This window comes from Pseudomonas sp. NPDC098740, assembly GCF_044760065.1.
Classification (GTDB): domain Bacteria; phylum Pseudomonadota; class Gammaproteobacteria; order Pseudomonadales; family Pseudomonadaceae; genus Aquipseudomonas; species Aquipseudomonas rossensis.
In genome coordinates this window covers 43,349-67,968 of the sequence record NZ_JBIWAM010000013.1, presented here as the reverse complement: position 1 = coordinate 67,968, position 24,620 = coordinate 43,349, and the positions used below count along the sequence as shown (strand labels likewise).

26 protein-coding genes and 1 pseudogene are annotated in these 24,620 nt (G+C 57.3%); 11 read left to right on the top strand and 16 right to left on the bottom strand.

Features of this window, described 5'->3' with window-relative positions:
• Positions 1-14: 14 nt before the first annotated feature.
• Genes ACIQU2_RS17430 through tssA form a run of 9 tightly spaced genes read right to left on the bottom strand, consistent with a single transcriptional unit; the run spans position 15 to position 6,144 of the window.
• Positions 15-200 (bottom strand): hypothetical protein, encoded by a 186-nt coding sequence (locus tag ACIQU2_RS17430; protein WP_283182222.1) that lies wholly within the window; start codon positions 198-200, stop codon positions 15-17.
• The gene (locus tag ACIQU2_RS17425; RefSeq protein ID WP_283182223.1) at positions 197-556 is read right to left on the bottom strand and encodes a hypothetical protein; all 360 of its coding nucleotides are present in this window, start codon (positions 554-556) and stop codon (positions 197-199) included. Before ACIQU2_RS17425 ends, ACIQU2_RS17430 begins: the two co-directional genes overlap by 4 nt.
• 37 nt (positions 557-593) lie before the next feature.
• Positions 594-794 carry a hypothetical protein gene (locus ACIQU2_RS17420; RefSeq protein WP_283182224.1) on the bottom strand — a complete coding sequence of 67 codons (201 nt, stop codon included), beginning with the start codon at positions 792-794 and terminating at the stop codon, positions 594-596.
• Positions 795-796: 2 nt separating this feature from the next.
• Positions 797-1,606: a hypothetical protein gene (locus ACIQU2_RS17415; RefSeq protein ID WP_283182225.1), complete on the bottom strand. Its 810-nt coding sequence runs from the start codon at positions 1,604-1,606 to the stop codon at positions 797-799.
• On the bottom strand, positions 1,603-2,115 hold the full coding sequence (locus ACIQU2_RS17410) for a PAAR domain-containing protein (RefSeq protein WP_283182226.1): 513 nt from the start codon (positions 2,113-2,115) through the stop codon (positions 1,603-1,605). Before ACIQU2_RS17410 ends, ACIQU2_RS17415 begins: the two co-directional genes overlap by 4 nt.
• A 10-nt stretch (positions 2,116-2,125) precedes the next feature.
• Positions 2,126-2,533, bottom strand: coding sequence for a type VI secretion system baseplate subunit TssE (gene tssE, locus ACIQU2_RS17405; RefSeq protein ID WP_008150080.1), 408 nt, complete (start codon positions 2,531-2,533; stop codon positions 2,126-2,128).
• 14 nt (positions 2,534-2,547) lie between these two features.
• On the bottom strand, positions 2,548-4,023 hold the full coding sequence (gene tssC, locus ACIQU2_RS17400; protein WP_403142829.1) for a type VI secretion system contractile sheath large subunit: 1,476 nt from the start codon (positions 4,021-4,023) through the stop codon (positions 2,548-2,550).
• 28 nt (positions 4,024-4,051) lie between these two features.
• Complete coding sequence (gene tssB / locus ACIQU2_RS17395; RefSeq protein ID WP_008150078.1) at positions 4,052-4,555, bottom strand: type VI secretion system contractile sheath small subunit; 504 nt, start codon at positions 4,553-4,555, stop codon at positions 4,052-4,054.
• Positions 4,556-4,587: 32 nt separating this feature from the next.
• Positions 4,588-6,144 carry a type VI secretion system protein TssA gene (tssA, locus tag ACIQU2_RS17390; protein WP_403142826.1) on the bottom strand — a complete coding sequence of 519 codons (1,557 nt, stop codon included), beginning with the start codon at positions 6,142-6,144 and terminating at the stop codon, positions 4,588-4,590.
• Positions 6,145-6,818: 674 nt separating this feature from the next.
• Here tssA and tssI point away from each other — a divergent pair.
• From tssI to ACIQU2_RS17360, 6 genes and pseudogenes are all read left to right on the top strand, one after another.
• Positions 6,819-10,241: a type VI secretion system tip protein TssI/VgrG gene (tssI, locus tag ACIQU2_RS17385; RefSeq protein WP_403143011.1), complete on the top strand. Its 3,423-nt coding sequence runs from the start codon at positions 6,819-6,821 to the stop codon at positions 10,239-10,241.
• The gene (locus tag ACIQU2_RS17380; RefSeq protein WP_403142823.1) at positions 10,234-10,920 is read left to right on the top strand and encodes a DUF2931 family protein; all 687 of its coding nucleotides are present in this window, start codon (positions 10,234-10,236) and stop codon (positions 10,918-10,920) included. Before tssI ends, ACIQU2_RS17380 begins: the two co-directional genes overlap by 8 nt.
• Positions 10,921-10,934: 14 nt before the next feature.
• Complete coding sequence (locus ACIQU2_RS17375) at positions 10,935-12,041, top strand: hypothetical protein (RefSeq protein WP_403142821.1); 1,107 nt, start codon at positions 10,935-10,937, stop codon at positions 12,039-12,041.
• A 418-nt stretch (positions 12,042-12,459) separates the two neighbouring features.
• A complete protein-coding gene (locus tag ACIQU2_RS17370; RefSeq protein WP_403142818.1) occupies positions 12,460-12,855 on the top strand; it encodes a DUF6124 family protein in 396 nt (131 codons plus the stop codon).
• 283 nt (positions 12,856-13,138) lie between these two features.
• Positions 13,139-13,504, top strand: a complete 366-nt coding sequence (locus ACIQU2_RS17365; protein ID WP_403142816.1) for a DUF2388 domain-containing protein — start codon at positions 13,139-13,141, stop codon at positions 13,502-13,504.
• Between the two features lie 37 nt (positions 13,505-13,541).
• Positions 13,542-13,643, top strand: a pseudogene (locus ACIQU2_RS17360) (DUF6124 family protein); the annotation flags it as partial.
• Between the two features lie 253 nt (positions 13,644-13,896).
• Here the strand turns inward: ACIQU2_RS17360 and ACIQU2_RS17355 are convergent.
• From ACIQU2_RS17355 to ACIQU2_RS17345, 3 genes are all read right to left on the bottom strand, one after another.
• Positions 13,897-14,172, bottom strand: coding sequence for an HU family DNA-binding protein (locus tag ACIQU2_RS17355; RefSeq protein ID WP_003213368.1), 276 nt, complete (start codon positions 14,170-14,172; stop codon positions 13,897-13,899).
• A 194-nt stretch (positions 14,173-14,366) separates the two neighbouring features.
• Positions 14,367-15,515 carry an NAD(P)/FAD-dependent oxidoreductase gene (locus ACIQU2_RS17350; protein WP_403142814.1) on the bottom strand — a complete coding sequence of 383 codons (1,149 nt, stop codon included), beginning with the start codon at positions 15,513-15,515 and terminating at the stop codon, positions 14,367-14,369.
• A 22-nt stretch (positions 15,516-15,537) separates the two neighbouring features.
• On the bottom strand, positions 15,538-15,705 hold the full coding sequence (locus ACIQU2_RS17345) for a rubredoxin (RefSeq protein ID WP_347802562.1): 168 nt from the start codon (positions 15,703-15,705) through the stop codon (positions 15,538-15,540).
• 200 nt (positions 15,706-15,905) lie between these two features.
• Here ACIQU2_RS17345 and ACIQU2_RS17340 point away from each other — a divergent pair, with 200 nt between their 5' ends.
• The gene (locus ACIQU2_RS17340) at positions 15,906-16,469 is read left to right on the top strand and encodes a chorismate--pyruvate lyase family protein (RefSeq protein ID WP_403142812.1); all 564 of its coding nucleotides are present in this window, start codon (positions 15,906-15,908) and stop codon (positions 16,467-16,469) included.
• Positions 16,469-17,359, top strand: a complete 891-nt coding sequence (gene ubiA / locus ACIQU2_RS17335; protein ID WP_403142809.1) for a 4-hydroxybenzoate octaprenyltransferase — start codon at positions 16,469-16,471, stop codon at positions 17,357-17,359. Before ACIQU2_RS17340 ends, ubiA begins: the two co-directional genes overlap by 1 nt.
• A gap of 49 nt (positions 17,360-17,408) precedes the next feature.
• Here the strand turns inward: ubiA and ACIQU2_RS17330 are convergent, their stop codons facing one another.
• Entirely contained in the window at positions 17,409-17,801 is a 393-nt protein-coding gene (locus ACIQU2_RS17330; protein ID WP_403142806.1) for a hypothetical protein, read from the bottom strand.
• 153 nt (positions 17,802-17,954) lie between these two features.
• Between ACIQU2_RS17330 and phoB the strand changes: the two genes are divergently transcribed.
• From phoB to ACIQU2_RS17315, 3 genes are all read left to right on the top strand, one after another.
• Positions 17,955-18,644: a phosphate regulon transcriptional regulator PhoB gene (gene phoB / locus ACIQU2_RS17325; protein WP_129439913.1), complete on the top strand. Its 690-nt coding sequence runs from the start codon at positions 17,955-17,957 to the stop codon at positions 18,642-18,644.
• A gap of 81 nt (positions 18,645-18,725) precedes the next feature.
• Positions 18,726-20,012 carry a phosphate regulon sensor histidine kinase PhoR gene (gene phoR, locus ACIQU2_RS17320; RefSeq protein WP_403143008.1) on the top strand — a complete coding sequence of 429 codons (1,287 nt, stop codon included), beginning with the start codon at positions 18,726-18,728 and terminating at the stop codon, positions 20,010-20,012.
• 123 nt (positions 20,013-20,135) lie between these two features.
• A complete protein-coding gene (locus tag ACIQU2_RS17315; protein ID WP_347804077.1) occupies positions 20,136-21,476 on the top strand; it encodes a hemolysin family protein in 1,341 nt (446 codons plus the stop codon).
• Between the two features lie 131 nt (positions 21,477-21,607).
• Here the strand turns inward: ACIQU2_RS17315 and ACIQU2_RS17310 are convergent, their stop codons facing one another.
• The 3 genes from ACIQU2_RS17310 to phoU all read right to left on the bottom strand — a co-directional run bounded on the left by ACIQU2_RS17310 (position 21,608) and on the right by phoU (position 24,616).
• Positions 21,608-22,504, bottom strand: a complete 897-nt coding sequence (locus ACIQU2_RS17310; RefSeq protein WP_403142802.1) for a peptidoglycan DD-metalloendopeptidase family protein — start codon at positions 22,502-22,504, stop codon at positions 21,608-21,610.
• A 232-nt stretch (positions 22,505-22,736) separates the two neighbouring features.
• Entirely contained in the window at positions 22,737-23,687 is a 951-nt protein-coding gene (locus ACIQU2_RS17305; RefSeq protein WP_347804079.1) for a response regulator, read from the bottom strand.
• Positions 23,688-23,854: 167 nt separating this feature from the next.
• On the bottom strand, positions 23,855-24,616 hold the full coding sequence (phoU, locus tag ACIQU2_RS17300) for a phosphate signaling complex protein PhoU (protein ID WP_008150055.1): 762 nt from the start codon (positions 24,614-24,616) through the stop codon (positions 23,855-23,857).
• Positions 24,617-24,620 lie beyond the last annotated feature (4 nt).

The window sequence follows — 24,620 nt, the reverse complement described above, 5'->3', positions numbered from 1 at the left end:
TGTAAAAAAATTCATCAGCACCGCGTCTGTTCAGCCTTGGCCCTGTCGGCACTCAGCACCTTGCCGCGCCATTTCGCGTTGGGGTACTCGCTCAAAACCCGGGGCTCATCCTTTGAAAAATCCATCCGGAAAACCACCAACACACTGGCGATGCAGGCCAGAAATCCCACCACCATGAGGAAGCGTTTTACCCAGATCACTGCGATGCCCCGTTTGGGCAAAACGAACGGTCTTCAATCGTCCATGCACGTACTGTGTTGTCTTCGACCTTCTCAACCCTCGCCAACGCCGCCCGCAACGTCTGCGCATCAATGGTTTTGACGGCGCTGGTGGTTTTGATCGACAAGCTGTACCCACCGCTTATCTGCCCCGCAACGTCCTTTCCTGCCGACGTGTAGTTGGCGATGGAACGGCGCTCGCCTGGACCCAACGTGAAGCGGCGAGGCTGGTCGTCGTAGTTGGAGTCATGGGACAGCTCCAGCGGCCTAACAACCAATGCAGCGGCAAGCATCGTGTATTTATTCGCAATGAAACTAACAACGGGTCGAGCGCCCACTTTTACACTCCGTACCTGCGACGTTTAAGTACAATCATTAGACCCTAGGGTGCGTCAAGTAATACAAACCCAGCAGGTACATTACCGGGATCGCCATAACACATAAAAAATTCAAAACTTTATAGTATTTTCTAGCCCTAACACTTGGAACAAGCCCGACAATTCCAACTACAAAACAGAAAATCGCCAACAAACCAAAATAATTATTATCCACCATTCCAGCAAAGTAGCCTTCCATGCTCACTCCTTATTAAAGCCGACAAAATTCCAGCGATAAAACTCAAACGCCTTGAGAAAATCTGCTCTGACGACTCCTCTGCCTGGATTATAGTAAGTCCAGCCAGATACATCCTTGGTGAAGTAGCCTTTTTCAATAGGAAGGCCTACGTATCCACCACTTTGGGGATCGGCCATATTCTCTCCTTTGAATCTCACCGCCCAAGTAAACGGCCACACAATAGCTGCATCAGTATTTCCCTGGCATATATCTATGCGGTCACCGGTTACGGACACTGCCATTTGAATATGGTGGGCAGTTGTCATCATCGGTCGGTCAAGCGCTTGAGCAAGGATGTCGCCAGGCTTCAGATCGTCGACACTTGCTACTGCCGTGGTGTTTTCTACCGTGTTTTGCATCTCACGGGCACCGTAGGTAAACATAACCATTTCTGCGAAACCATACATATTCGAGGCATATCGGTCATGCACCGCCGGGCTATAGCTTTCCATATTCTTATAAGTTCTGACTCCGGTTTTAAGTTTTACCGGCAGCCCCCGCTTACTGGAAAATTCCACCAAAACGCGTATCGCAAAATCTTCACAGGTAAACCTGTAATCACTTACCTCACCGTCTTTATTCCAATACCTCTCATTAATCAGCCTTTCCGCAATCATCGGAGCTTCATTCTGATAGGCTGCAATTTCAACTTCTGACCACAAGGTCGTAGTTGGCCAAAAGACCTTTAAAACTACTTCTTTTCCAAGAGGGTCAGCTTTTGGAGTTAAAGCCACCGAGGAGACATACAAACTTGAGAGAACTTCCGCGGTCATAGCAAAACCCCGTCGATAGCCGGATGAAAATCAAAGCTCTCGCCTTCCTTACCTCCAACCATTTGCGTTCTTCCCATCGCATCTGTTTGCCCCGAAACAACTTCTCCCTTGGCATTCTTGATGTGATACGGAATACCCTGTAATGGATTACCGTCCTGGTCCTTCATCACAACATGCTGGCAATGAGAAAAAAGCATTAGTGGAATCGGCGGAACAAACGGCACCGCCGAATGCGAATTCCCGATAATCACCGTCCCGGACCCGGCCGTAACCTTGTTGCCATGGGTCCCGACGGAATCCACCGTCGCAGCCGGTTTCCCGTTGATCAAAACCGTCGTCGCCAACCCGCCCGACATCGCACCACCACACGCCGAGGCATCGCCTTGGCGGGCGGCCGCGAGGCCGTCGAAGAACACGTCGCCGGAACCGGCGACAATCGGGTTGGTGCCGTGACCGGGGAGCGGGCAAGCGGTGGGGTCGGATACACGTGCTGCGGGTTTGCCGGACATACGAATCTCCTTAGTTGACCTTGACCTGACCGCTGCCATCCAGGCGCGCGGCGAAACTGACCTGACGCTTGAAACCATCAACTTCCAGCAAGCCTTCGATGCTGAAGGACAGGCGAAGCTGATCGTGGTCACGCGGCAGGGAAATGACACGCACATTGCTCAGGCGTGGCTCGTAGGCTTCGATGAAATTTTCGATGGCCAAACGGGCCTGACTCAGGGAGTCGTGCAGGCTCAGACGCATGTCATTGAGATCGGGTAGCCCGTAATCGGACAGCGTTTGCACGCTGCCCGCACGGGTGCTGAGCATCTTGGCCAGATGGGCAGCCACGGACGCCATGGCGGAGACCTCGCGGCTCCAGCCGACGCGTTTGTCCGCGTCGCCACCCAGGCGTTCGAAAAGGCTGCCGTATCCAGTCATGAGTTAGGCTCCGCTTACTCTTTGTCCAGCTTGCCAACCAGCGACAGGGTGAAATCGGCACCCATGTACTTGAAGTGCGGGCGCACGTTCAGGCTGACGCGGTACCAGCCAGGCTCGCCTTCAACATCGCTGACGATGATCTGGGCAGCGCGCAGTGGACGACGGCCACGGACTTCGGCACTTGGGTTTTCCTGGTCGGCCACGTACTGGCGAATCCACTTGTTGAGTTCCAGCTCGAGGTCGGTACGTTCTTTCCACGAACCGAGTTGCTCGCGCTGCAGCACTTTCAAGTAGTGAGCCAGGCGGTTGACGATCATCATGTACGGCAGTTGGGTGCCGAGCTTGTAGTTCAGCTCTGCCGCCTTGCCTTCAGCGCTGATGCCGAAGAACTTCGGCTTCTGCACCGAGCTTGCGGAGAAGAACGCCGCGTTGTCGGAGCCTTTACGCATGGTCAGGGAAATGAAGCCTTCCTCGGCCAGTTCGTATTCACGACGGTCGCTAACCAGAACCTCGGTAGGAATCTTGGTTTCGATTTCGCCCATGCTTTCGAAATGGTGCAACGGCAGGTCTTCAACCGCGCCACCGCTCTGCGGGCCGATGATGTTCGGGCACCAGCGGAATTTGGCGAAACTGTCGGTCAGCTTGGTACCGAACGCGTAGGCAGTGTTGCCCCACAGGTAGTGCTCGTGGCTGTTGGCGACGGTTTCTTTGTACACGAACGATTTGACCGGGTTTTCTTCCGGGTCGTACGGGTTACGCAGCAGGAAGCGCGGCACGGTCAGGCCAACGTAACGGGAGTCTTCCGACTGGCGGAAGCTCTGCCATTTGGCGAATTGCGGGCCTTCGAAGTGATCCTTCAGATCCTTCAGGTCCGGCAGACCGGTGAAGCTTTCCAGACCGAAGAATTTCGGGCCGGCCGCGGCGATGAACGGCGCGTGTGACATGCAGGCAACGCTGGACACGTACTGCATCAGTTTCACGTCCGGCGAGCTTGGGGACATGAAGTAGTTGGCGATGATCGCGCCAACCGGCTGACCACCGAACTGACCGTATTCAGCGGTGTAGATGTGCTTGTACAGGCCAGCCTGCATCACTTCCGGCGAATCTTCGAAATCGTCCAGCAGGTCTTCTTTGGAGACGTTGAGGATTTCGATCTTGATGTTTTCGCGGAAGTTGGTGCGGTCGACCAGCAACTGCAGACCACGCCACGACGACTCCAGGGACTGGAACGCCGGGTGGTGCAGGATTTCGTCCATCTGACGGCTGAGCTTGGCATCGATCTCGGCGATCATGCGGTCAACCATGGCCTTCTTGACCGGCTCACCGTTGTTCTGCGGCTTGAGCAACTCTTCGATGAAGGCCGATACACCGCGCTTGGCGATGTCGTAGGCTTCGTCGTCCGGCGTCAGGCGGGTTTCGGCGATGATGCTGTCGAGAATGCTGTATTCGCCGTTCTCTTTGTTCTTTTGCTGTGCTGCGCTAGTGCTCATTGTGTTGGCTTCCTTGGCTGATGGAGACTCAGGCGTCCTGGGCTGCGGCGTTCAAGCCCAGCTCACCCAGTACGCGACCGCGGGATTCGTCGTCGGCGAGAACGCCTTCGATGGCTTTGCGGAACGCAGGCGCGTTACCCAGCGGGCCTTTGAGGGCCACCAGCGCGTCGCGCAGTTCCATCAGTTTTTTCAGCTCAGGCACTTGCTCGACCAGGCTGGCCGGGTTGAAGTCCTTCATCGAGTTGACGCGCAGTTGCACGCCCAGCTCTTCAGTGCTGCCCTCTTCCTGAAGGCGGTTCGGCACGTTCAACGTCAGGGTCAGCTCTTGCTTGGCCAGCACTTCGTCGAAGGTCATCTTGTCGATGCTGATCGGCTTGCGATCTTCGACTTTACGTTCGTCCTTGCGGTGGGTGTAGTCACCGATTGCCAGTAGTTTCAACGGCAGTTCAATCTCTTCCTGAGCACCACCGGTGGCAGGTTTGAAAGTGACGTTGATGCGTTCCTTGGGGGCTACCGAGCCTTCTTTGGCCATGGCTATTCTCCTTGCGGTTGTGGCCCTGGGGCCTATTCGAGTACCACTTCGAGATCGAGGTGGCACAGCCTGCGATAAATCTCTTCCTTGCGTTCACGTACGGCATGGTTCTGCGGCAACAACTCGCAGCAGCTATGCAGTAAATGCAGCACTTCCAGCGCAAGATCGGGCTCCCAGGCGTTCAGGCCTGAGTCCTGTAATGTTTGGTCTAGGGTTTCGAGCTGGGTCCTGGCCAGTTCGTATTTCTTGGCCATGAAGCACAGCCGCGCGAGGGCGAACTGCCAGAAGAATCGGACGCGTCCGCCGTGGGCGCTTTGCAGGCCTTGCTTGAGGATCTGCACGGCGGCCTTGAGGCCGTCCTTGCGCAGGATCGGCAGGACTTCTTCCAGGGCCACTTCCCAGGCTGGCTGACTGTCGGCGACTTCGACCTTGCGCGGCGCACTGGCGCTTTGCAGATGTGGCATGACGTGGGCGCTGACCCAGGCGCGGGTGGCCGGATCGGCAAACGGGGCGCCGTCGTGGAAACGCAATTCGATGATGCCGGGCAGGCGCTGAATCAAAAGCGCGAAGTGGATTTCCACTTCGCGCATTGCCATCTCGGCGTTGAGCCCCTGGAGGCACTCCCAAACCATTCGCTGGCCATCGAACCAGAACGGCGCCTTCGCCAGGCTCGCCTCCAGTTCCACCAGCAGATCGGCGTATTTGGCCTGGTCGTAACGGTCCTGGTAGGCCTTGAGCTTGTCGGCTGGCAAACCGCGCAGAACGGTGATCTGCTCGGCGTTGCGCTCGGGCACCGCGTCGATCGGTAGCCACAACAATGTGCGATTGAGGCGCAGGGCGCGCAGGTCGGTGGCTTTCTGCTTGAGCCACCAGGCACACAGCGGACGGGCGTTTTCCTGCTGGGCGCGCAGGGCCTTGTGGGCTTCTTTCTCGTTGTCGATCGGTGCGCCGGGGGTGAACAGCTGCGTGGCGGCTTGTTTGACCTGGGCCACCGCGGCACCCACTACACCCGGTTCGGGCTGGTTGTCGGCGGCGCGCTGAACCATGTTTTTCAAGCGGCGGGAGATCGGTAGCAGCAACGGCGCATCGTCGCCCAAGTGCTCGGTGCAAGCGGCATCGAGACCTTCAAGGTGTTCGACCAGCCGCCGGAACATCGGCAACTGCTCTTTGATCGCGACGTTTTCGGTCAGCACCTGCTCAAGACGCGGTACCAACCAACTGATGGCAGCGGAGCGGGTGCGGGCCTTATTGGGATGAACCTCGGCCCAGTGGTTCTCGCACAGGTGGTGCAGAAGTCCAAGGCCGGCCAGCAGCCCCTGGAAGGATTCGCGCTGGTACAGGGCCCAGGTCAGCCAGGCACCAACCCGCAAGTCCTTGGACTGGGTGCGCAGCAGGTTTTCACTGTTTTCGCGGATTTTCAGCCAGTCGATCTGACCGCTTTCGTGCATGGATTGGGCTTTGCCCAGCTCGCTTTCCAATGCCTCATATTCGCTCGAAAAGCGAACGTCCTCGCCCGCGAAATTCTCTTTGGAAACAGAGGCTTTTGCGAGTTCGAGGTAATGAGCGGAAAGTTTGCTTGAGTAGGACATCCATGGCCTTTAATTAGGATTACAGTCATACGCCCATTGGAGTTCCAATGACGCGAGACAGAATCAAAGAGCTGCGATGAGTCTCATCCAATTGAGTTCGTGCTCTTTCAAGTGCGCGCATCGTAATCACAATGATGGCCACTAGCAAGCATCTGATTAAACAACAAGACGAAGTGTGTTTTTATCTCGTAGGAGATGTCCCTATATGTAGCAGGGGGATCCCTGATATCCGTTTAACAATTCATCGCTCGACCTAATGGCCTGAAACCACTGAGATAGAGCCATCAGCCCCTCCACCTTAATAAATGCCGTATTCATTGTCGATTCGCTCCCTGAGGCGGACGCGAATCATGCCAAAAATACAAAATGATGAATGTAGGAGCATTCCGAAATGTTACCGATATCCATGAATTAAACGACGCGCGACAACAGCCAATAAGAAAAGTGCCATCATTGTGATGGCATTTTTATGTTTCAAACAAAGTTCCAAAATGGAACTTTCGGTATCGCGGAAATTTCATACCGGGCTTCAAGACCCCTCCTACATCAATACTTTGGATGCCTTGTTAGCGTGCACGGCATTTTGGCGATCTGCTCGGGCCAGGCACTGCTCGGGCATCGCGATTTTTCTCTCTCAGCTTAAGGACGAGCTAAAAAAGCAAAAGGATAAGCGCGTGTTCGCATCTGCTAATGCCCCTCAATTCACCCTCGTAATCCCGACGGTGCGCAACGACTTTAAAGTGCTGGCCTTTGAAGGCACTGAAACCATCAGCGCGTTGTACTCAATCAGCGTCGATCTGGTCAGCGAGTACCCGGATATCGATCTGGAGACACTGCTTCACCAACCTGCATTTCTGCAATTCGGCCTGGACGGCGAAGGTATTCACGGACACATCGAAGGTGTGTCCGCAGGTGATGCTGGTAAACGCCTGACCCGCTATCGCGTGAACCTGGTGCCGGCACTGCATTATTTGCAGTTCAGCCAGGATCAGAGAATTTTCCAGGGTCAGACGGTGCCGCAAATCATCGATCAGGTCCTCAAGGGGCACGGCATTCAGGCCGATGCCTTTACCTTCCACGTCAAAACAGGTCCCGCGCGCGAATACTGCACTCAATACCGGGAAAATGATTTGGAGTTCGTCCAGCGGCTCTGCGCCGAGGAAGGCATTACGTGGCATCACCAGCATTCCCTGGAAGGCCATGTACTGGTGTTTACCGATGACCAGACATACTTCCCCAAACTGGGCGAAACGCCGTATCAGCAAGACTCCGGCATGGTGGCAGAGCATCCGGTCGTCAGCCAGTTTTCCATGGGTTTCAAAACCCGCCCCAGCGTGGTGACCCGCCGTGACTACGACCTGAAACGTCCGAACGCGTTGCTGGAAAGTCGCTTTACTGCTGAGTTCGACCCCAAGCTCGAAGACTATAGTTACCCGCTGCCATTAGAGAGCGAAAAGCGCGGCAAAGAACTTGCCCGGCAGGCACTGGAACGGCACCGAGTCGATTATCAGTTGGCGGAAGGCAAAAGCGACCAGCCCACGCTGCGCAGCGGCCACTTTTTCGACCTGACGAAATGCCCACACGAAACGCACAACGATCTATGGCTGCTGCTAAGCGTGACCCACTCCGGGAAGCAGCCTCAAGTGCTCCAGGAGTTCGCCACCAGTGCGACCGAACCTGAGGAAGGCTTTGTTCAGGGCTACCGCAACAGCTTCAGTGCAATTCCCTGGGATGTGTTTTATCGGCCACCGATGCCGGCACCAAGGCTCCTGCTGAATTGCCAGACCGCCCGCGTCACCGGGCCTGTCGGTGAAGAGATTTACTGCGACGAATACGGGCGCGTGAAAGTCAAATTTTTCTGGGACCGGTCTAAACGCAACAACGAAAACAGCAGTTGCTGGCTGCGGGTAGCGTCCAGCTGGGCGGGCGATAACTTTGGCACGGTGATCATTCCGCGTATCGGGATGGAAGTCCTCGTTACCTACATCGAGGGCAATCCCGATAATCCATTGATAACCGGTTGCCTGATCAACAAGGTCACGCCACCGCCCTACTCATTGCCTGAAAATAAAACCAAAACCGTACTTCGAACCCACAGCTCCCCCACTACGGGTGGCTACAACGAACTGTCGATGGAAGATCGCGCTGGCGATGAGTTGATCCACCTGCGTGCTCAGCGGGATATGGAGCAGGAGGTTGGAAACGACAGCCGGCTGGAAGTGGGCAATGAGAGTCGAGTCACCATCAAGGGCGACCGTATTACGGTGCTGGGATCTGAAGAGCACCTCACTATCACGTCGGATCGAAAAATCCGGGTAAGCGGCAACGACTACCTGCATGTCTCTGGCGACAGCCACATAAAATCTGAGAAAACGCTGGTTATCGAAGCCGGTCAGCACATGCACATCAAGGCAGGCGCGCACCTTGTGATAGATGCGGGTGAGAGCCTTTCCATAAAGGTCGGCGATCAACACATCGTGCTCAACTCCGACGGTATTTTCAGTAGTAGCGCGATTGAGGTCGGCGGTTCTCCAGCGCCGGGTACGGCTGCACATACATTACTGCAGGGGGCTGCGGCGGGCTTGTTGGTGTCCGTCGCGCCTGAGCCATCAAAAGAAAATGAATCGGATGAGCTGGAGGAAGAGGAGGAAGAAGTCGAAGAGGAAGGGATTACTTTGCGGATTGGCGTGTTTTTTGATGGCACCGGGAACAACCGATCCAACAGTGAGATGGTTGCTGGGTGCTATGCGCGGGATGTGAATCTGCTGGAGGAGGCTGAGGATATTCGGCAGTTTTGTCAGGTGCATGGGTATGACGCTCAGGGGAACACGCCGGACAGCAGTTATGGGAATGACACGAGTAATGTGGCGAAGCTGTATGAGCTGTACACCAATGACAGTGAGCGACTATTGGCTGATGGCGAAATCATAGGGTACATCCCGGTTTATCTGGATGGCATCGGTACCAGCAGTGGTGAACAGGATTCACCTTTTTCACTAGCAACCGGCGTGGGTGCACACGGTGTATTGGCAAGAGTTAAGCAAAGTCCTTCACTCATTCTTGAAGGGATAGAAAGGTTTCAACGAATGAATCCTGACCGAAAAGTTGAGCGTATTGAATTCGATATTTTCGGCTTCAGTAGGGGGGCCGCAGCTGCGCGGCACTTTGCCAATGAAGTACAGAAAGGAGAGAGGAGTCCATTGGCAGCGCTGCTACCCGCCAATGCGATGTTGTTTGCCGAGGAGTTTTCCTGGCGCACCAACACCGATGTCTCCATCAACTTTATCGGCATTTTCGACACCGCTGCCGCAATAGGCAGCATGGCTGACGGTGACTTTAGCGTCCACGACGCCAACAACCCCGGTGTTAACTTGTATCTGGCGCCCGATGTGGCAAAAAAGGTCGTGCATTTGGTGGCGCGGGATGAGCGTCGCCATAACTTCTCACTCAATAGCGCCGGGGTTGCGGATACTGTGCTGCCCGGCGTTCACTCTGACTTGGGTGGCGGATATCTTCCGAACATCGTTGAACGAGTTCTGCTTAGCAAGCCGCGCTGTAGCCGCGACATGGAACTTCACGTGCCTTCCACAGCGTCAACCGCCTATCGTTGGGCTGAGCAAGAGCTAGGTCGCCTTCAGGATCAACTCAATCTGTATGGGCTAACACTGGAGGTGAAAACCTGGGCGGTGGAGATGACTGGCAACGTAAAAGGCGACAGATCCAAATCGAAAAATGCTTATGCAGCGGTCCACAGCGAGCGGACTGTCCGCAACGATCTGGCGTTGGTTTACCTGCGAATCATGCGCGAGTTGGGGGCCAGGCACGACGTCCCGTTCAAGGTTATTGACGAAGAGGATCAAACGTACGCATTACCGACGGAGCTGAAATCGATTGCCGAAAAACTGATGGCTTACGCGTTAGGCGCCACTCGCCGCACGAGCCTGAGCCTCGACGAAGAGGAGTTGCTCTACCGCCGCTACATCCATCTGTCTGCCAACTGGAATGCTGCCAAAGGCTGGAACAACAGCGATCTGAACGTCGTGTTTATTAATCGACCTGCCGAAAACTTTAAGCGTATGGTGCATCCCAATGCATAGGTGCTCACCCTTGTTTAAGTCCGGCTTTGCGCTGCTATTTGTGTTGTTGGGAGGATGTGCCTCTGTCGGGAGCAGATCACTACCTTATGACGCGTGGAGCCTCAATTTTTTTTCGCCTGACTATATGGAAGTCTGGATCGAAACGGCCAGTGTCGTTGATATCAATGAGCGCGTGTTCCTTCGCGCGGGCAGCGGTGTACCGGCTACGGGGTATCCACGCGCAATGAGCAAAGGCATACCGGCTCACTTCAAGGGCGATGCAAAAGGATGGTTTAAAGATCCAACAGGAAAGGGGCGATATGTAACGGGGGCTGACCTGCCTCGTTTGGTCTATGTACGTTGGCAGTCCATGGCAGAACCGCAGACCTACGGAGCCTACATCGAGATCCCCGAATCTGCGCGGGACACCATGCTCAAGGGTGAAACAGCTTATTGCGGTGCGGTAGGCAAATGGAAAACCGATTACCGAAAGTTTTTGACTATCGGCCTGGCGCCAGGAGGAATCGCCAAGGTGTGGTTGGGAGGGCCTTGTCTTAAATCGACCGAAGTCACCCGAGTCCAAGGCACGATCCATCCCAAAGGCCCCTACGGGGGCACATCCAACGGGAAACACCGCCCGCTTTCAGAAGAGTCCAAAGCCTACATCGACAAATTCGGCATCCCGTTCGAAAGCTGGTAAGGAGAGAGAATCAAATGGATTTAAGAACAATATTTTTCGCAGCGCTTGTGTGGCTGCCTTTTGCAAACGCCGCAGAGTCCCGCCCAATAGAGGGGGATTATTATTTGTACGGGGCCATGGAAATGGCCGCTAGGCTGGTTCTTCAAAAGGACGGATCTTTTGCAGCAGCTGCTGCGTACGGGAGTGCCAACGGTGCTGCGAAGGGAACGTGGAGTATCGAGAGCAATACGCTGACGCTAACAAGTGAAGCTGACCCTCATGCAGCTAAAAAACTGGCTTTCGAAATGCCCAGAACAAGGAACCTGGCTGAATTGGAGGAGAGTTATCGAATCCAGCACGGCAATTACGACGAGATCGATAACGACACGGCTAACTACGCACAGACTCACTACATTTTGCAGATGCAATACGACCAGCACCCAAAACCTCCGGCCATCGATCCTGTGTACCTTTATTTTGAGTTTTCCGCAGGCCCCGGGAGCCAGCAGTTATTGGAGTCAAATGAAACAACGGACCTCTGGCTGCCTTACGACCCACAAAGAACGCTGACAAAAATAGGCTTTGGGACCTCCCGTGATTCCGGCCCGACTCAATGGATTGACGTTTCGCCGGATAGCCGCTGGTTCGGTATCGGCTGGAAAAAAGAGAAAAGCCAGCCTATCGCGTTCACCCCGCGTAAAGAAAAGGGACTGGCCGAAATTCAACGTGATCTGAACGATGATGAACAAGGTCGAATTCTGAAGAATTACCTCATCACGGTTTATCACTTCGATCCAATCAGCACGCCCGCCATAACGCCTGTCGATGTGTACTTGAGATTTGACGACGGCTCTACCAAGCAACAGGTCTGGGCGGATTCGAAGCAAGAGAGATTATCCCTGCCCTACTCTCCCACGAGGACCTTGGAGAAGATCGGCCTGCACACTCAAGGCTCAAAGGACGAAATCGAGTGGATTCCTACCCTGCCTGATATGAGATGGATGCGTGTGGATTGGAAGGATTACGCCGTACCCGCCAATGGTGAGTTGTCTCTTCTGTTTCAGGACCTGCGACTCGCCATCGAGCCTGACTGCCTCGCGGTAGATTTTGGCAACGGCAAAGCATGCTTTCGCCGTCGTTAACATGCTCGGTCTGGTGAGGATTTTCAGGAAGCTCAGGTGTTGCTTCTCCACGGCTTAAACATCGCTCGACAACGACCGTTTAAAACGCCTCAAGGTTACGTCCTGCAAGCTACAACACCTTGCGCTGTTGCCTACGGCTACGCCAGAATCCGCCGGCTTGTGCGCCTTGGGGGCGGTCGGTAACTTGGTTCCTGTCACTGCTCATCAGTGATCGGGTTTAGTCGCTCGCTGGTAATTGAAGTTGCACAAGCTTCTGTCAGACAGGTATTTCCTACCTGCATTTGATGGTGGCTGTGCGTAGGGCACCTTCGGGTGCGCCGGCTTCTTCAATTCCCCGGTCCGACTAACCTGCGTACAGCTGCCACCCCTTCGTTTAGTCGGCGAAGTGTTGTCAGCATCATTCAAGGAATTGAAGATCATGTTCAAGGTCACACCAAACCCGCCGGACACCGACCCAATCTCCCCCTACGAAAGCCCCGATTCAAACAAACTCAACGAAGCCGCCGAGCGCGCCCTCGACCATCACTTCCCGCCAGCCGAACCCAAACCACCAAAACGCAACGGCCAGCTCTTCAGCGTCTGCCCGGGTATCAACCCTGAAACCCTTCTCGCCAATGCCTCGGAAGATTTGCTGTCCATCAGCGCCATCGCCGCGAACCTCGCCGACGATGTGGACGGTTCCCGCCGCTCCGTAGCCTTGGCGCTCAGCCGCATGGCTGACGGCGTGCATTTGTTGGTGGAGCGAACGCTGGATTATCTGGATGAGCCCGAGATGGCGGCGATTTTTGCCAAGCAACAAAGCAAAGTCAGCTAATTCACCAAGTCGTAAAGCAACCCCGATGGGTGTGTTCCTCGCCATCGGGGGTTTTCTCGTCAAGGTGCCCAGCACGCGGCTGGGCGCACAAAAACCAAAACATTTACCTTCTCTGTTTCCGGAACACCTGTAGGAGGCGTCCGGTTTGGTCTCCTTGGGCTTGAAGTCCCTATCTGCTTCGGTAGTTTGCACAAGCACTCTCAATGTTGAGTCGGTGCGGCACGTCGCTTATGGCAGCGCGCTCACGCTTAGGGCGACCACAGACAGGGAGTTCAACCAGATCATGACTACTCGACGCAATAAAAAATGGACTGTGGCCTTCGGGAGCGTATGGGGGGCCATGATCACACTCCTAGGTAGCGACTCTGTTCGGGCTGAGCCTACTTATACCCCCTCGTCATTCACTGGATACGGGTTGCTCATCACAACGGTCGGACCGTTTATTACGACAACGAACGACATCAAAAAAGGCTTTTCCAAACTCTACATTCAGGCAGTGAAAGACGGTGCCGCCGCTTATATCGCTACCGACGGCGATCTTGATGGCCCCATGCTTGAATCTGCATGGCGCGCGCATTTGGAGCAGCACGCTGATCTTCAGCCAAGCAAGAAAGAGTTTGCCCACATGGTATTAGCTACCTATGGATGAACAACCGAGTTTCTGGCAATTGAAAGGAATCACTTAACGCAACGGCCAACTCTTCAGCGTCTGCCCAGGCATTAACACTGAAGCACTGCTCGCCAACGCCTCGGGAGATCTACTGTCCATCAGCGCCATCGCCGACGATGCGACCCTGTAGCAGCCTGCGTTCGGCTGCGTAGAAGTCGTAAACGCTGAGTGCTCGGCGGGTCTGATACACCGCATTGTCTGATTTTACGACTGCTGCGCAGCCGAACGCAGGCTTCGCCAGCTGCTACACGGATCGCGTCTTGGCTTAACTGATTGGCGTTACCCTCGCCCCATAAAAAAATGGGCACCCAACCTCGTTGGCGTGCCCATTTTTTATCCCGCTCACCCGCTACGCGGGAAGTCGGTGCGTGTTACGGATTAACGCTGTCTTTCAACGACTTGCCTGGCTTGAACGCAACAGTGTTGCTGGCCTTGATTTTGACGGGCTCACCGGTTTGCGGGTTTTTGCCGGTGCGGGCACCGCGGTGGCGTTGCAGGAAGGTACCGAAGCCCACCAGCGTAACGCTGTCCTTGCGGTGCAGAGCGCCGGTGATTTCTTCGAGAACGGCGTTGAGAACGCGGTTGGCCTGCTCTTTGGTGAGGTCTGCTTTTTCAGCAATTGCTGCGGCGAGTTCTGGTTTACGCATGTTAGTGAAGCCCCTTTGACGGTTTTTTGTTGTTATGTCCGTGCTGTTCTCGTTGGAACAGCGCCCAAAGCGCCGCAGGTGCTCTACTCTGCGGCAGACGGGAGTGAGGATGGCACGCACGGAAGAGCCGCGCCAGTCTCGGCGCGACCTTTGTAAGGGCAAAAGAGGGGTGATTCCGACAGAACGACCGGTATTTACGCCAGCAGTGCCGGAAGCTCTTTGTTCAGGGCCAGTTTTTCCATCACCGCCGCGCCTGTCAGGGCATAACCCAGCAGTTTGCCGCTGGCATCGCGGCACAATACCTTGATGTCCGCGCCCTGCCCTTCGACTGTCCAGACGCCCTCCGAACCCCGTGGTGGCGGTGAAACCACCAAGGGGCAGACCGGCGTTTTAACGGTGATGGGCATCGGGCCATAGCTCACCGCCGTCGGGTTTCCGGCGAGGGTCTGGGCCAGCGCTCTCGCACAGCTCATGAGGGGCATGACGTACAACAGATTCAGCCCATCGACCTCGGCGCAGTCGCCCAAGGCATAGATATTGGCGTGGGAGGTTTTCAGCTGACGATCGACCACCACGCCGCGATTGACCTGCACACCGGCCGCAGCCGCCAGGTCGATGCGCGGACGCAGGCCAATGGCCGACACCACCACATCGCAAGGAATCACCTGGCCGTCGGACAGATGCGCCTCCAGTCCATCAACAACTCGCTGCAAGCGATTGAGCACCGGCCCCAAGTGGAAGCGTGCGCCCAGGCTTTCCAGACCTGCCTGGACCGCAGCGGCCGCCGCCGGGTGCAGCAAGGTCGGCATGACCTGCTCGCACGGTGCAACCAGTTGTACCTCGTAGCCGCCAAGGATCAGGTCGTTGGCGAACTCGCAGCCGATCAGGCCGGCGCCGAGCAACAACACCCGACGTTTGCCGTCCGCCGCTGCGCGAAAGCGTGCGTAGTCTTCCAGATCGTTGATCGGGAAGACTGCGTCAGCCGCATCGCCTTCGATCGGCACTCGCACGGTTTCCGCGCCCCAGGCGAGGATCAGGTCACGGTAAAACACCGCTTCCTCACCGATCCACAAGCGCTTGTGACCAGGGTCGATGCCGCTGATGCGCGTGTGTGTACGCACTTCGGCCTTCAACTGCTCGGCCATGGTGCCGGGTTCGGCCATGCTCAGGCCGTCGGCGTCTTTGTTTTTGCCGAAGCCGGTGGAGAGCATCGGCTTGGAGTAGGAGCGTCCGTCATCTGCAGTAATCAGCAGTAGCGGGGTTTCGCCATCGAGTTTGCGAAACTCCCGGGCCAGGTTGTAGCCAGCCAGCCCGGTACCGACGATCACGACAGGTGCGTTCATTCCTTACTCTCCTCTAAAAGTCTTAGTTGATTTCGATCATTTCGAAATCCATCTTGCCTACGCCGCAGTCCGGGCACAGCCAGTCTTCCGGCACGTCTTGCCACAGGGTGCCGGCCGCAATGCCGTCATCCGGCCACCCGTCGGCTTCGTTATAAATCAGGCCGCAGACCACACATTGCCACTTTTTCATTCACGTACATCCTCAAGATTCAGGCTTTTGCCGGCGCGAACGGTCGATGGTTGGAGCGCTGCCGTCCGGCTCAGCGCGTTTTGTACTGATCGGGCCCGGCAGATGCAAGCCTGTTCGACGCAATGGTCGGCCGGATCAATCAAAATCGCAGGCTGACATGGTAAGCTCGCCGCCTCATTTGCTGCCAATAATGACTCACTGTGCCGCACTCAAAATCCCCCGCCGCGACCCCGCTTTGGCTCCCTCGAGGCCAACTGACGCCCCTCCCCGACACGTCTACGCTCGACTGGCTGTTCGACGAAGGCTCTTTGACCCGACGGCTGATCCGTTTGTCGAATGACGGCTTCAGCGTCACGCCCCTTTTCGAAGGCTGGCAGCTCCTGCGCGCCGACGAATGTGCCGCGCTGGACCTGGCCGAAGGCAGTGAGGGCTGGGTGCGCGAGGTGTATCTGCGCGGCCACGGCGAAGCCTGGGTGTTTGCCCGCAGCGTGGCGGCGCGTAGTGCGTTGCAGGGCGACGGTCTGCACATGGACGAATTGGGCAGCCGCTCCCTGGGCGAATTGCTGTTTTGCGATCAGGCATTTCAACGGCGCGTCATTGAGGTTTGTCACTATCCTCAGGAGTGGCTGCCGATGGAGTCCCGAGCACCTGAACTGTGGGGCCGTCGCTCGCGTTTCGATCGCGGCGCCTTGAGCGTGCTGGTGGCCGAAATTTTCTTGCCGACCTTGTGGAACGCTACCCGCGCCCATCCGGAGAATTGCTGATGTACCAGAGCCTGCTCAAGTCCCTGAATCGCTTGAATCCACGGGCCTGGGATTTCATTCAGCTGACCCGCATGGACAAACCGATCGGCATTTATCTGCTGCTGTGGCCGACGCTGTGGGCACTGTGGATTGCCGGCAAAGGGTCGCCCTCGTTGGCCAACATCGTGATTTTCGTCCTGGGCGTGGTACTGACCCGCGCCGGCGGCTGCGTGATCAATGACTGGGCAGACCGCAAGGTCGACGGCCACGTGAAACGCACCGAACAGCGGCCATTGGTGAGCGGCAAGATCAGTTCCAAAGAAGCACTGGTATTCTTCGCGCTGCTGATGGGCCTGAGTTTCCTGCTGGTGTTGTGCACCAATGCGGCAACGGTCTGGCTGTCGTTCGGCGGTTTGGCACTGGCCTTCACTTACCCGTTCATGAAGCGCTACACCTATTACCCGCAAGTGGTGCTGGGCGCGGCGTTCTCCTGGGGCATGCCGATGGCGTTCACCGCCGAGACCGGTGAACTCCCGGCGGCGGCGTGGTTGCTGTGGATCGCGAACCTGCTGTGGACCGTCGGCTATGACACCTACTACGCCATGACCGACCGCGACGACGACTTGAAGATCGGCGTGAAATCCACGGCGATTCTGTTTGGCGAGGCGGACCGGGTGATCATCCTGACCCTGCAAGGGCTGGCACTGGGTTGCCTGCTGCTGGCCGGGTCGAAATTCGAGCTCGGTGGCTGGTTCCACCTCGGATTGCTGGCGGCGGCGGGCTGTTTTGCGTGGGAGTTCTGGTACACCCGCGGTAAAGACCGGATGCGTTGCTTCAAGGCTTTTTTGCACAACCACTGGGCCGGGTTGGCGATTTTTGTCGGGATTGTGCTGGATTACGGGTTGCGTTGAATCAAACCTGCTCCCGGCATGGGGGCAGGTTTGTGGTTTCTGGACTCGCTTACTTCTTCGGTCCGGTATTGGTGATGACGTGCCAGACGTCCTTCATTTTGTCGCCTACCATGTCACCGGGTTTTTTGTCATTCACGAACGTGTAAAGCGGTTTACCGTCGTAGGCATACTGACTCGTGCCGTCATCGCGCGTGATAACGCTCCACTTGCCTTCGGCCTTTGCACCCGCCGGAGCCATCATTGGCGGCCAGTTCTTGGCACAATCATCGTTACACATTGACTTGCCGCCAGCATCCTTGTCGAACGTGTACACCGTCATACCCTTATGATCGACCATCATTCCGTCTTTCATCATTGCTGGCTCAGCCGCGAAGGCCATCGATGGCAACGCCAGGGCCGCGGTCAGCATCAGAGCCTTGATGGATTGCGAGTATTGCTTCATGGAAACCTTCCTTTTGTGGTTGTCAGGATTCGGAATTAGAGCTTAGTTCAGGATCACAACAATCGCAGGGCGACTAAAATACTGTCACACGACTGCAATAATTCCGTTATCTAATGCGGCGCAAGACAGTTAAATGACAAGAGGATTAAAGGCATGGTTGGCAGGAGCATTCTGATCGTCGACGACGAAGCGCCCATTCGCGAAATGATCGCCGTTGCGTTGGAAATGGCCGGCTATGACTGCATAGAGGCTGAGAACTCGCAACAGGCCCACGCCATCATCGTCGACCGTAAGCCGGACCTGATCCTGCTCGACTGGATGCTACCCGGCACGTCCGGCATCGAGCTGGCCCGACGCCTCAAGCGCGATGAGCTGACCGGGGACATCCCGATCATCATGCTCACCGCCAAGGGCGAAGAGGACAACAAGATCCAGGGCCTGGAAGTCGGCGCCGATGACTACATCACCAAACCCTTTTCACCACGTGAGTTGGTCGCGCGCCTGAAGGCCGTGTTGCGCCGTGCCGGTCCAACCGATGGCGAGACGCCGATCGAAGTCGGCGGCCTGCTGCTGGACCCGATCAGCCACCGCGTGACCATCGACGGCAAACCCGCCGAGATGGGCCCGACCGAATACCGCCTGCTGCAATTCTTCATGACCCACCAGGAACGTGCCTACACCCGCGGCCAGTTGCTGGATCAGGTCTGGGGCGGCAACGTTTATGTCGAAGAGCGCACCGTCGACGTGCACATCCGCCGCCTGCGCAAAGCCCTCGGCGATGCTTACGAAAATCTGGTACAAACCGTGCGCGGCACCGGCTACCGGTTCTCCACCAAGGCCTGACACGGACCTTTCCCGCCCGACAAGCTGACAAGGACGCGCGCTCAAGTGAACCAAAATTGGCATGGCACCCTGATCCGCCACATGCTTTTGCTGGTGACCGGTTGCCTGGTGATCGGCCTGATTACCGGCTACTACGGCTGGAGCCTCGCCGCGGGCCTGGGCCTTTACCTGGCCTGGACCCTTAAGCAACTGCTGCGTCTGCACGAATGGCTGCGCCTGCACAAACCCGAGGAAGCACCGCCCGATGGTTATGGCCTGTGGGGCGAAGTGTTCGACAGCATCTACCATCTGCAACGTCGTGACCAACGTGTTCGTGGGCGCCTGCAAGCGGTGATCGACCGGGTCCAGGAGTCGACTGCAGCGCTGAAAGATGCGGTGATCATGCTCGACAGCGACGGCAACCTCGAATGGTGGAACCGCGCCGCCGAAACCCTGCTCGGCCTCAAGACCCCGCAAGACAGCGGCCAACCGGTCACCAACCTCGTCCGCCATCCGCGCTTCAAGGAATACTTCGAGCAGGACAGCTACGCCGAACCCCTTGAAATCCCCTCGCCGACCAATGATCGCGTGCGCATTCAGCTGTACATCACCCGCTACGGCAACAACGAACATCTGATGCTGGTGCGCGACGTCACGCGTATTCATCAGCTGGAACAGATGCGCAAAGACTTCATCGCCAACGTTTCCCACGAATTGCGCACGCCGTTGACGGTGATCTGCGGTTATCTGGAAACCCTGCTCGACAACGTCGAAGACGTGAACCCGCGCTGGTCCCGTGCCTTGCAGCAGATGCAGCAGCAAGGCGGACGCATGCAGACGTTGCTCAACGACTTGCTGCTGTTGGCCAAACTGGAAGCCACCGATTACCCGTCGGACAACCAGCCGGTGGCCATCGACGGCTTGCTGCAATCGATCAAGAGCGACGCTCAGCAGTTGTCCGCCCAGCGCAATCAGAAGATCACCCTGGAAGCCGACCCGACGATTCTGCTCAAGGGCAGCGAAGCCGAATTGCGCAGCGCGTTTTCCAATCTGGTGTTCAACGCGGTGAAATACACCCCGGCCGAAGGCAATATCCGCATTCGCTGGTGGGGTGATGAGCAAGGCGCACACCTGAGCGTGCAGGACTCTGGCATCGGTATCGACAGCAAACACCTGCCGCGCCTGACCGAACGCTTCTACCGCGTCGACTCCAGCCGCAACTCCAACACTGGCGGCACCGGCCTCGGTTTGGCGATCGTCAAACACGTGCTCCTGCGCCATCGCGCGCGGATGGAGATCAGCAGCGTGCCGGGCCATGGCAGTACGTTTACCTGCCACTTCGCCCCCGCCCAGGTCACCAAATCGCGGGTCATCAGCACCGCTGACTGATACCGGCCAGCACTCACCACTAGGCAATCGCCCGGTCAGCCGCTACATTGGCTGACTTGCGCCTGCTCTTCAGACGCACTTTTTTCTTTCCTTTCGAATACACGGAACCCGCAAAACTCCATCATGGACCCATCCCCTGGCTTGACCCTCGCGACACTCTTCGCCGATTTCGGCATGATTCTTTTTGCTCTGATCCTGGTTTTGCTCAACGGTTTTTTCGTTGCGGCGGAATTTGCCATGGTCAAATTGCGCTCGACCCGGGTCGAAGCCATCGCTGAAAAAAACGGCTGGCGCGGACACATCCTGCGCACCGTTCACAGTCAGCTCGATGCTTATCTGTCGGCGTGCCAATTGGGTATCACCCTCGCCTCCCTGGGCCTTGGCTGGGTCGGTGAGCCGGCGTTCGCGCACATCCTCGAACCGATCCTTGAAGCCGTCGGCGTGCAATCGCCCGAAGTGATCAAAGGCGTGTCGTTCTTCGCCGCGTTCTTTGTCATCTCGTACCTGCACATTGTGGTCGGCGAGTTGGCCCCGAAATCCTGGGCCATCCGCAAACCCGAGCTGCTGTCGCTCTGGACCGCCGTGCCGCTGTACCTGTTCTACTGGGCCATGTACCCGGCCATTTACCTGCTCAACGCCAGCGCCAACCAGATCTTGCGGATCGCCGGCCAGGGTGAACCCGGCCCCCATCACGAGCATCATTACAGCCGTGAAGAACTGAAACTGATCCTGCACTCCAGCCGTGGCCAGGACCCGAGCGACCAAGGCATGCGCGTTTTGGCCTCGGCGGTGGAAATGGGCGAGCTGGAAGTGGTCGACTGGGCCAATTCCCGGGAAGATCTGGTGACGCTGGAATTCAACGCGCCGCTGAAGGAAATCCTGGCGATGTTCCGTCGCCACAAATTCAGCCGTTATCCGGTGTACGACAGCGAAAGCCAGGAGTTCGTCGGCCTGCTGCACATCAAGGATCTGCTGCTGGAACTGGCGGCCCTGGACCACATTCCCGAGTCGTTCAACCTCGCCGAACTGACCCGGCCGCTGGAGCGGGTTTCGCGCCATATGCCGCTGTCGCAGTTGCTGGAACAGTTCCGCAAAGGCGGCTCGCACTTCGCCGTGGTCGAAGAAGCCGATGGCAACATCATCGGCTACCTGACCATGGAAGACGTGTTGGAAGTACTGGTCGGCGACATTCAGGACGAACACCGCAAGGCTGAGCGCGGGATCCTCGCGTACCAGCCGGGCAAGCTGCTGGTGCGCGGCGACACGCCGCTGTTCAAGGTCGAGCGCCTGCTGGGCATCGATCTGGACCACATCGAAGCCGAAACCCTCGCCGGTCTGGTCTACGAAACCCTGAAACGGGTGCCGGAAGAGGAAGAAGTGCTGGAAGTCGAAGGCTTGCGGATCATCATCAAGAAGATGAAAGGGCCGAAGATCATTCTGGCCAAGGTGTTGATGCTCGATTGAGTGCAATGCGGGAAACCGCATTGACCCCAAAAGATCGTCCGAACGCGGCCCGAGCCTTCGGCAGCTCCTACATGTGGATTGCGATTCCCTGTAGGAGCTGCCGCAGGCTGCGATCTTTTGCCTTTATGGCCTCACTGTTTGCCGAGCGCAAAGTTGGGCAGGCTGCCCACCGGTCGATTGAACTGGTACGGGATCGACACCAGCCCCAACCCGGTATTGCGCTGCACCACGAAATGCAGGTGCGGCCCGCTGCTGTTGCCGGTATTGCCCGACAAGGCCAGCGGACTCCCCACCGACACCCGTTGCCCCTCGCGAACGCTCACCGAACCTTGCTTGAGGTGCAGATACACGCCCATCGTCCCGTCATCGTGCAGCACCCGCACGAAATTACCCGACGGATCGGTGCCGCGCCCGGTCTGGGCATTCTCGGTTTTCACCACCACACCGCCACGCGCCGCGATGATCGGCGTGCCTTCAGGCATGGCGATGTCCATGGCATAGCGGTTCTTTGGACCAAAGTGGCTGTATTGACCGTTGGCGCCCTGACTCAGCCGAAACGGTCCGCCACGCCACGGCAGCGGGTATCGATAGGCCATGGCGGCCCCTGAGGGGTCGCCCAGGGAGTATTCGAATTTTGGGGTGTACGCGAGCGGCCTTTCGGGCTGCGTGGCTGTGAGCAGCGCCAGACGAATACTGCTGCGTGCCGGCATCACCCGGCGAATCGGTCGGCTCGGCGCACCACTGACGTTCTTCAGCCCGCCGAAGCTCAACTCGATTTCTACCGGCGCATACAGGTCATTGCGCACGTAAACGCTGTCCACGCCCTTCTTCTTCGTGATGACGAGGTACACCTGACGCTCAAGATTCTCGACCATGCGATCACGAAAAACGAACACCTTGGAGCCCGTCGTGGGGCGGTCGCTGTAGGAGACCACGCCATTGGCGTCGGTGGACTTGTAGATCGTCATGGCCAGCGCCGAGGCAGAGGCCATGAAAAGACCGCAGAAAAACAGCAGGCGCGCGAGCATGGGCAAGATTCTGTCGAGTAAGGCCTGGGTAGGAGCCTAGCAGCTGCAATGGACCCGGGTAGTCGGCAGATGTTTCAAAATGGGCAGTTCAGCGGATGTGTGGTGAATCTGATGGCCCCTTCGCGGGCAAGCCACGCTCCCACAGGATTTCGGTTGTTGTCGATGACATGAACGACACAAAACCTGTGGGAGCGTGGCTTGCCCGCGAAGACGGACTGTCTGGCGACGGGAATTACGCGCCGGGCACGAAATGCTTCTGCGCCGTGCCGCGGGCAATCAGGCGGGAGATGTAGTCGAGCTTCTGCGCATCCTGGTCGACAAAGCGGAACGTCAGTTGCAGCCATTCGCTGTCTGGTTTCTGCTCGTGGGCGACGATCGCGTGCAGGTAGCCGTTCAGACGGGCGGTTTCGGCGTTGTCGCCCTGCTCCAGATCGAGCACCGCGCTGTCGAGCACTTGCGGCAGCGTATCGGTGCGCTTCACCACCAGCAACGCTTCCTTGAGACTCAAGGCCTTGATCACACATTGCTGAATGCCGTTCGGCAGGCGCAGTTGGCCCTGGCCACGACCGCCCGTTGGCGCTGCGGAGGACGCTGGAGGCTTGATCGGCGGGCTGTTGAGCAGACCGCGAGACGGAGCAGCCGCCGGGGCCGGCGCAGCGGCGGCAGGTTTGGCGAACGGATTGACCGGCGCCGCGGCGGGTGCGACCACGGCAGCCTTGCCGCCCGTCAATGCGCTCAACGAATCGTTGCCGAACGCCGAGTTCATTTTGGTCGGCGCGCTGTTCATCAAGGTGTCGAGCTTGCCGACCTTGTTCAGGGCCTGCTTGACCTTGGTCAGCAGTTGCTCGTTGGTGAACGGCTTGCTGACGTAACCGGAAACGCCGGCCTGGATCGCCTGGACGACGTTCTCCTTATCGCCCCGGCTGGTCACCATCACGAACGGCATGGTCTTGAGGTTGTCCTGCTCGCGGCACCAGGTCAGCAGCTCCAGGCCGGACATTTCCGGCATTTCCCAATCGCACAGGACCAGGTCGAACGCTTCCCGAGCCAGCAAGGCCTGAGCCTTCTTGCCGTTGACCGCGTCTTCGATCCGGATCCCCGGGAAGTAGTTGCGCAAGCACTTCTTCACCAGGTCACGAATGAACGACGCATCGTCCACGACTAACACACTGACCTTACTCATCCATCACCCCTTTAAAAAATCCCGGCAAGCATACCGCTTTGCTGATGGCACATTGCCAAAAACCTTCAGTCACGCCGGGACTTTTCGTTCGCGGGTGCTGCTTTCGAATTCATCAACCACAAACAAAAACGCCCGGCCAAAAGGCCGGGCGCTTTTCTCAGGCAATCTTACTTATCGTCAGCTTTGCCCGGAACATTAGCGGTTTCGCCACTTGTGCCTTCAACTTCTTCTTTCATGCGCTTGAGGCCCAGGTGCCGCACGTCAGTGCCGCGCACCAGGTAAATCACCAGCTCCGAGATATTGCGTGCGTGGTCGCCGATCCGTTCCAGCGAACGCAGCACCCAAATGATGCTCAAGACCCTCGAGATAGAGCGCGGGTCTTCCATCATGTAGGTGGCAAGTTCACGCAGGGCGGTCTTGTATTCACGGTCGATGATCTTGTCGTACTGGGCCACCGACAACGCCAGGTCGGCGTCGAAGCGGGCAAAGGCGTCCAGTGCATCGCGAACCATGTTGCGCACCTGGTCGCCGATGTGGCGAACCTCGACGTAACCTCGCGGGGCTTCGCCTTCTTCACACAACTGGATGGCGCGACGGGCGATCTTGGTCGCTTCGTCACCGATGCGCTCCAGGTCGATAACCGACTTGGAGATGCTGATGATCAAACGCAAGTCCGACGCTGCCGGCTGACGGCGGGCCAGAATGCGCAGGCATTCTTCGTCGATGTTGCGTTCCATCTGGTTGATCTGGTCGTCGATCTCGCGAACCTGCTGGGCCAGACCGGAGTCGGCCTCGATCAGCGCGGTCACCGCGTCGTTGACCTGCTTTTCCACCAGCCCGCCCATGGCCAGGAGGTGGCTGCGCACTTCCTCGAGCTCAGCGTTGAACTGCGCGGAGATGTGATGGGTAAGGCCTTCTTTACTAATCATGTTG

Bases quoted from the DNA above. Each gene is read 5' to 3' on its own strand.
- phoR (WP_403143008.1), top strand. From the start codon at position 18,726: ATGCTTTTGCTGGTGACCGGTTGCCTGGTGATCGGCCTGATTACCGGC.
- tssB (WP_008150078.1), bottom strand. From the start codon at position 4,555: ATGGCCAAAGAAGGCTCGGTAGCCCCCAAGGAACGCATCAACGTCACT.
- ACIQU2_RS17330 (WP_403142806.1), bottom strand. From the start codon at position 17,801: ATGAAGCAATACTCGCAATCCATCAAGGCTCTGATGCTGACCGCGGCC.
- tssC (WP_403142829.1), bottom strand. From the start codon at position 4,023: ATGAGCACTAGCGCAGCACAGCAAAAGAACAAAGAGAACGGCGAATAC.
- tssE (WP_008150080.1), bottom strand. From the start codon at position 2,533: ATGACTGGATACGGCAGCCTTTTCGAACGCCTGGGTGGCGACGCGGAC.
- ACIQU2_RS17345 (WP_347802562.1), bottom strand. From the start codon at position 15,705: ATGAAAAAGTGGCAATGTGTGGTCTGCGGCCTGATTTATAACGAAGCC.
- phoU (WP_008150055.1), bottom strand. From the start codon at position 24,616: ATGATTAGTAAAGAAGGCCTTACCCATCACATCTCCGCGCAGTTCAAC.
- ACIQU2_RS17415 (WP_283182225.1), bottom strand. From the start codon at position 1,606: ATGACCGCGGAAGTTCTCTCAAGTTTGTATGTCTCCTCGGTGGCTTTA.
- ACIQU2_RS17365 (WP_403142816.1), top strand. From the start codon at position 13,139: ATGACTACTCGACGCAATAAAAAATGGACTGTGGCCTTCGGGAGCGTA.
- tssA (WP_403142826.1), bottom strand. From the start codon at position 6,144: ATGTCCTACTCAAGCAAACTTTCCGCTCATTACCTCGAACTCGCAAAA.
- ACIQU2_RS17375 (WP_403142821.1), top strand. From the start codon at position 10,935: ATGGATTTAAGAACAATATTTTTCGCAGCGCTTGTGTGGCTGCCTTTT.
- ubiA (WP_403142809.1), top strand. From the start codon at position 16,469: ATGTACCAGAGCCTGCTCAAGTCCCTGAATCGCTTGAATCCACGGGCC.
- ACIQU2_RS17310 (WP_403142802.1), bottom strand. From the start codon at position 22,504: ATGCTCGCGCGCCTGCTGTTTTTCTGCGGTCTTTTCATGGCCTCTGCC.
- ACIQU2_RS17355 (WP_003213368.1), bottom strand. From the start codon at position 14,172: ATGCGTAAACCAGAACTCGCCGCAGCAATTGCTGAAAAAGCAGACCTC.
- ACIQU2_RS17350 (WP_403142814.1), bottom strand. From the start codon at position 15,515: ATGAACGCACCTGTCGTGATCGTCGGTACCGGGCTGGCTGGCTACAAC.
- phoB (WP_129439913.1), top strand. From the start codon at position 17,955: ATGGTTGGCAGGAGCATTCTGATCGTCGACGACGAAGCGCCCATTCGC.
- ACIQU2_RS17370 (WP_403142818.1), top strand. From the start codon at position 12,460: ATGTTCAAGGTCACACCAAACCCGCCGGACACCGACCCAATCTCCCCC.
- ACIQU2_RS17410 (WP_283182226.1), bottom strand. From the start codon at position 2,115: ATGTCCGGCAAACCCGCAGCACGTGTATCCGACCCCACCGCTTGCCCG.
- ACIQU2_RS17305 (WP_347804079.1), bottom strand. From the start codon at position 23,687: ATGAGTAAGGTCAGTGTGTTAGTCGTGGACGATGCGTCGTTCATTCGT.
- ACIQU2_RS17315 (WP_347804077.1), top strand. From the start codon at position 20,136: ATGGACCCATCCCCTGGCTTGACCCTCGCGACACTCTTCGCCGATTTC.
- ACIQU2_RS17420 (WP_283182224.1), bottom strand. From the start codon at position 794: ATGGAAGGCTACTTTGCTGGAATGGTGGATAATAATTATTTTGGTTTG.
- ACIQU2_RS17380 (WP_403142823.1), top strand. From the start codon at position 10,234: ATGCATAGGTGCTCACCCTTGTTTAAGTCCGGCTTTGCGCTGCTATTT.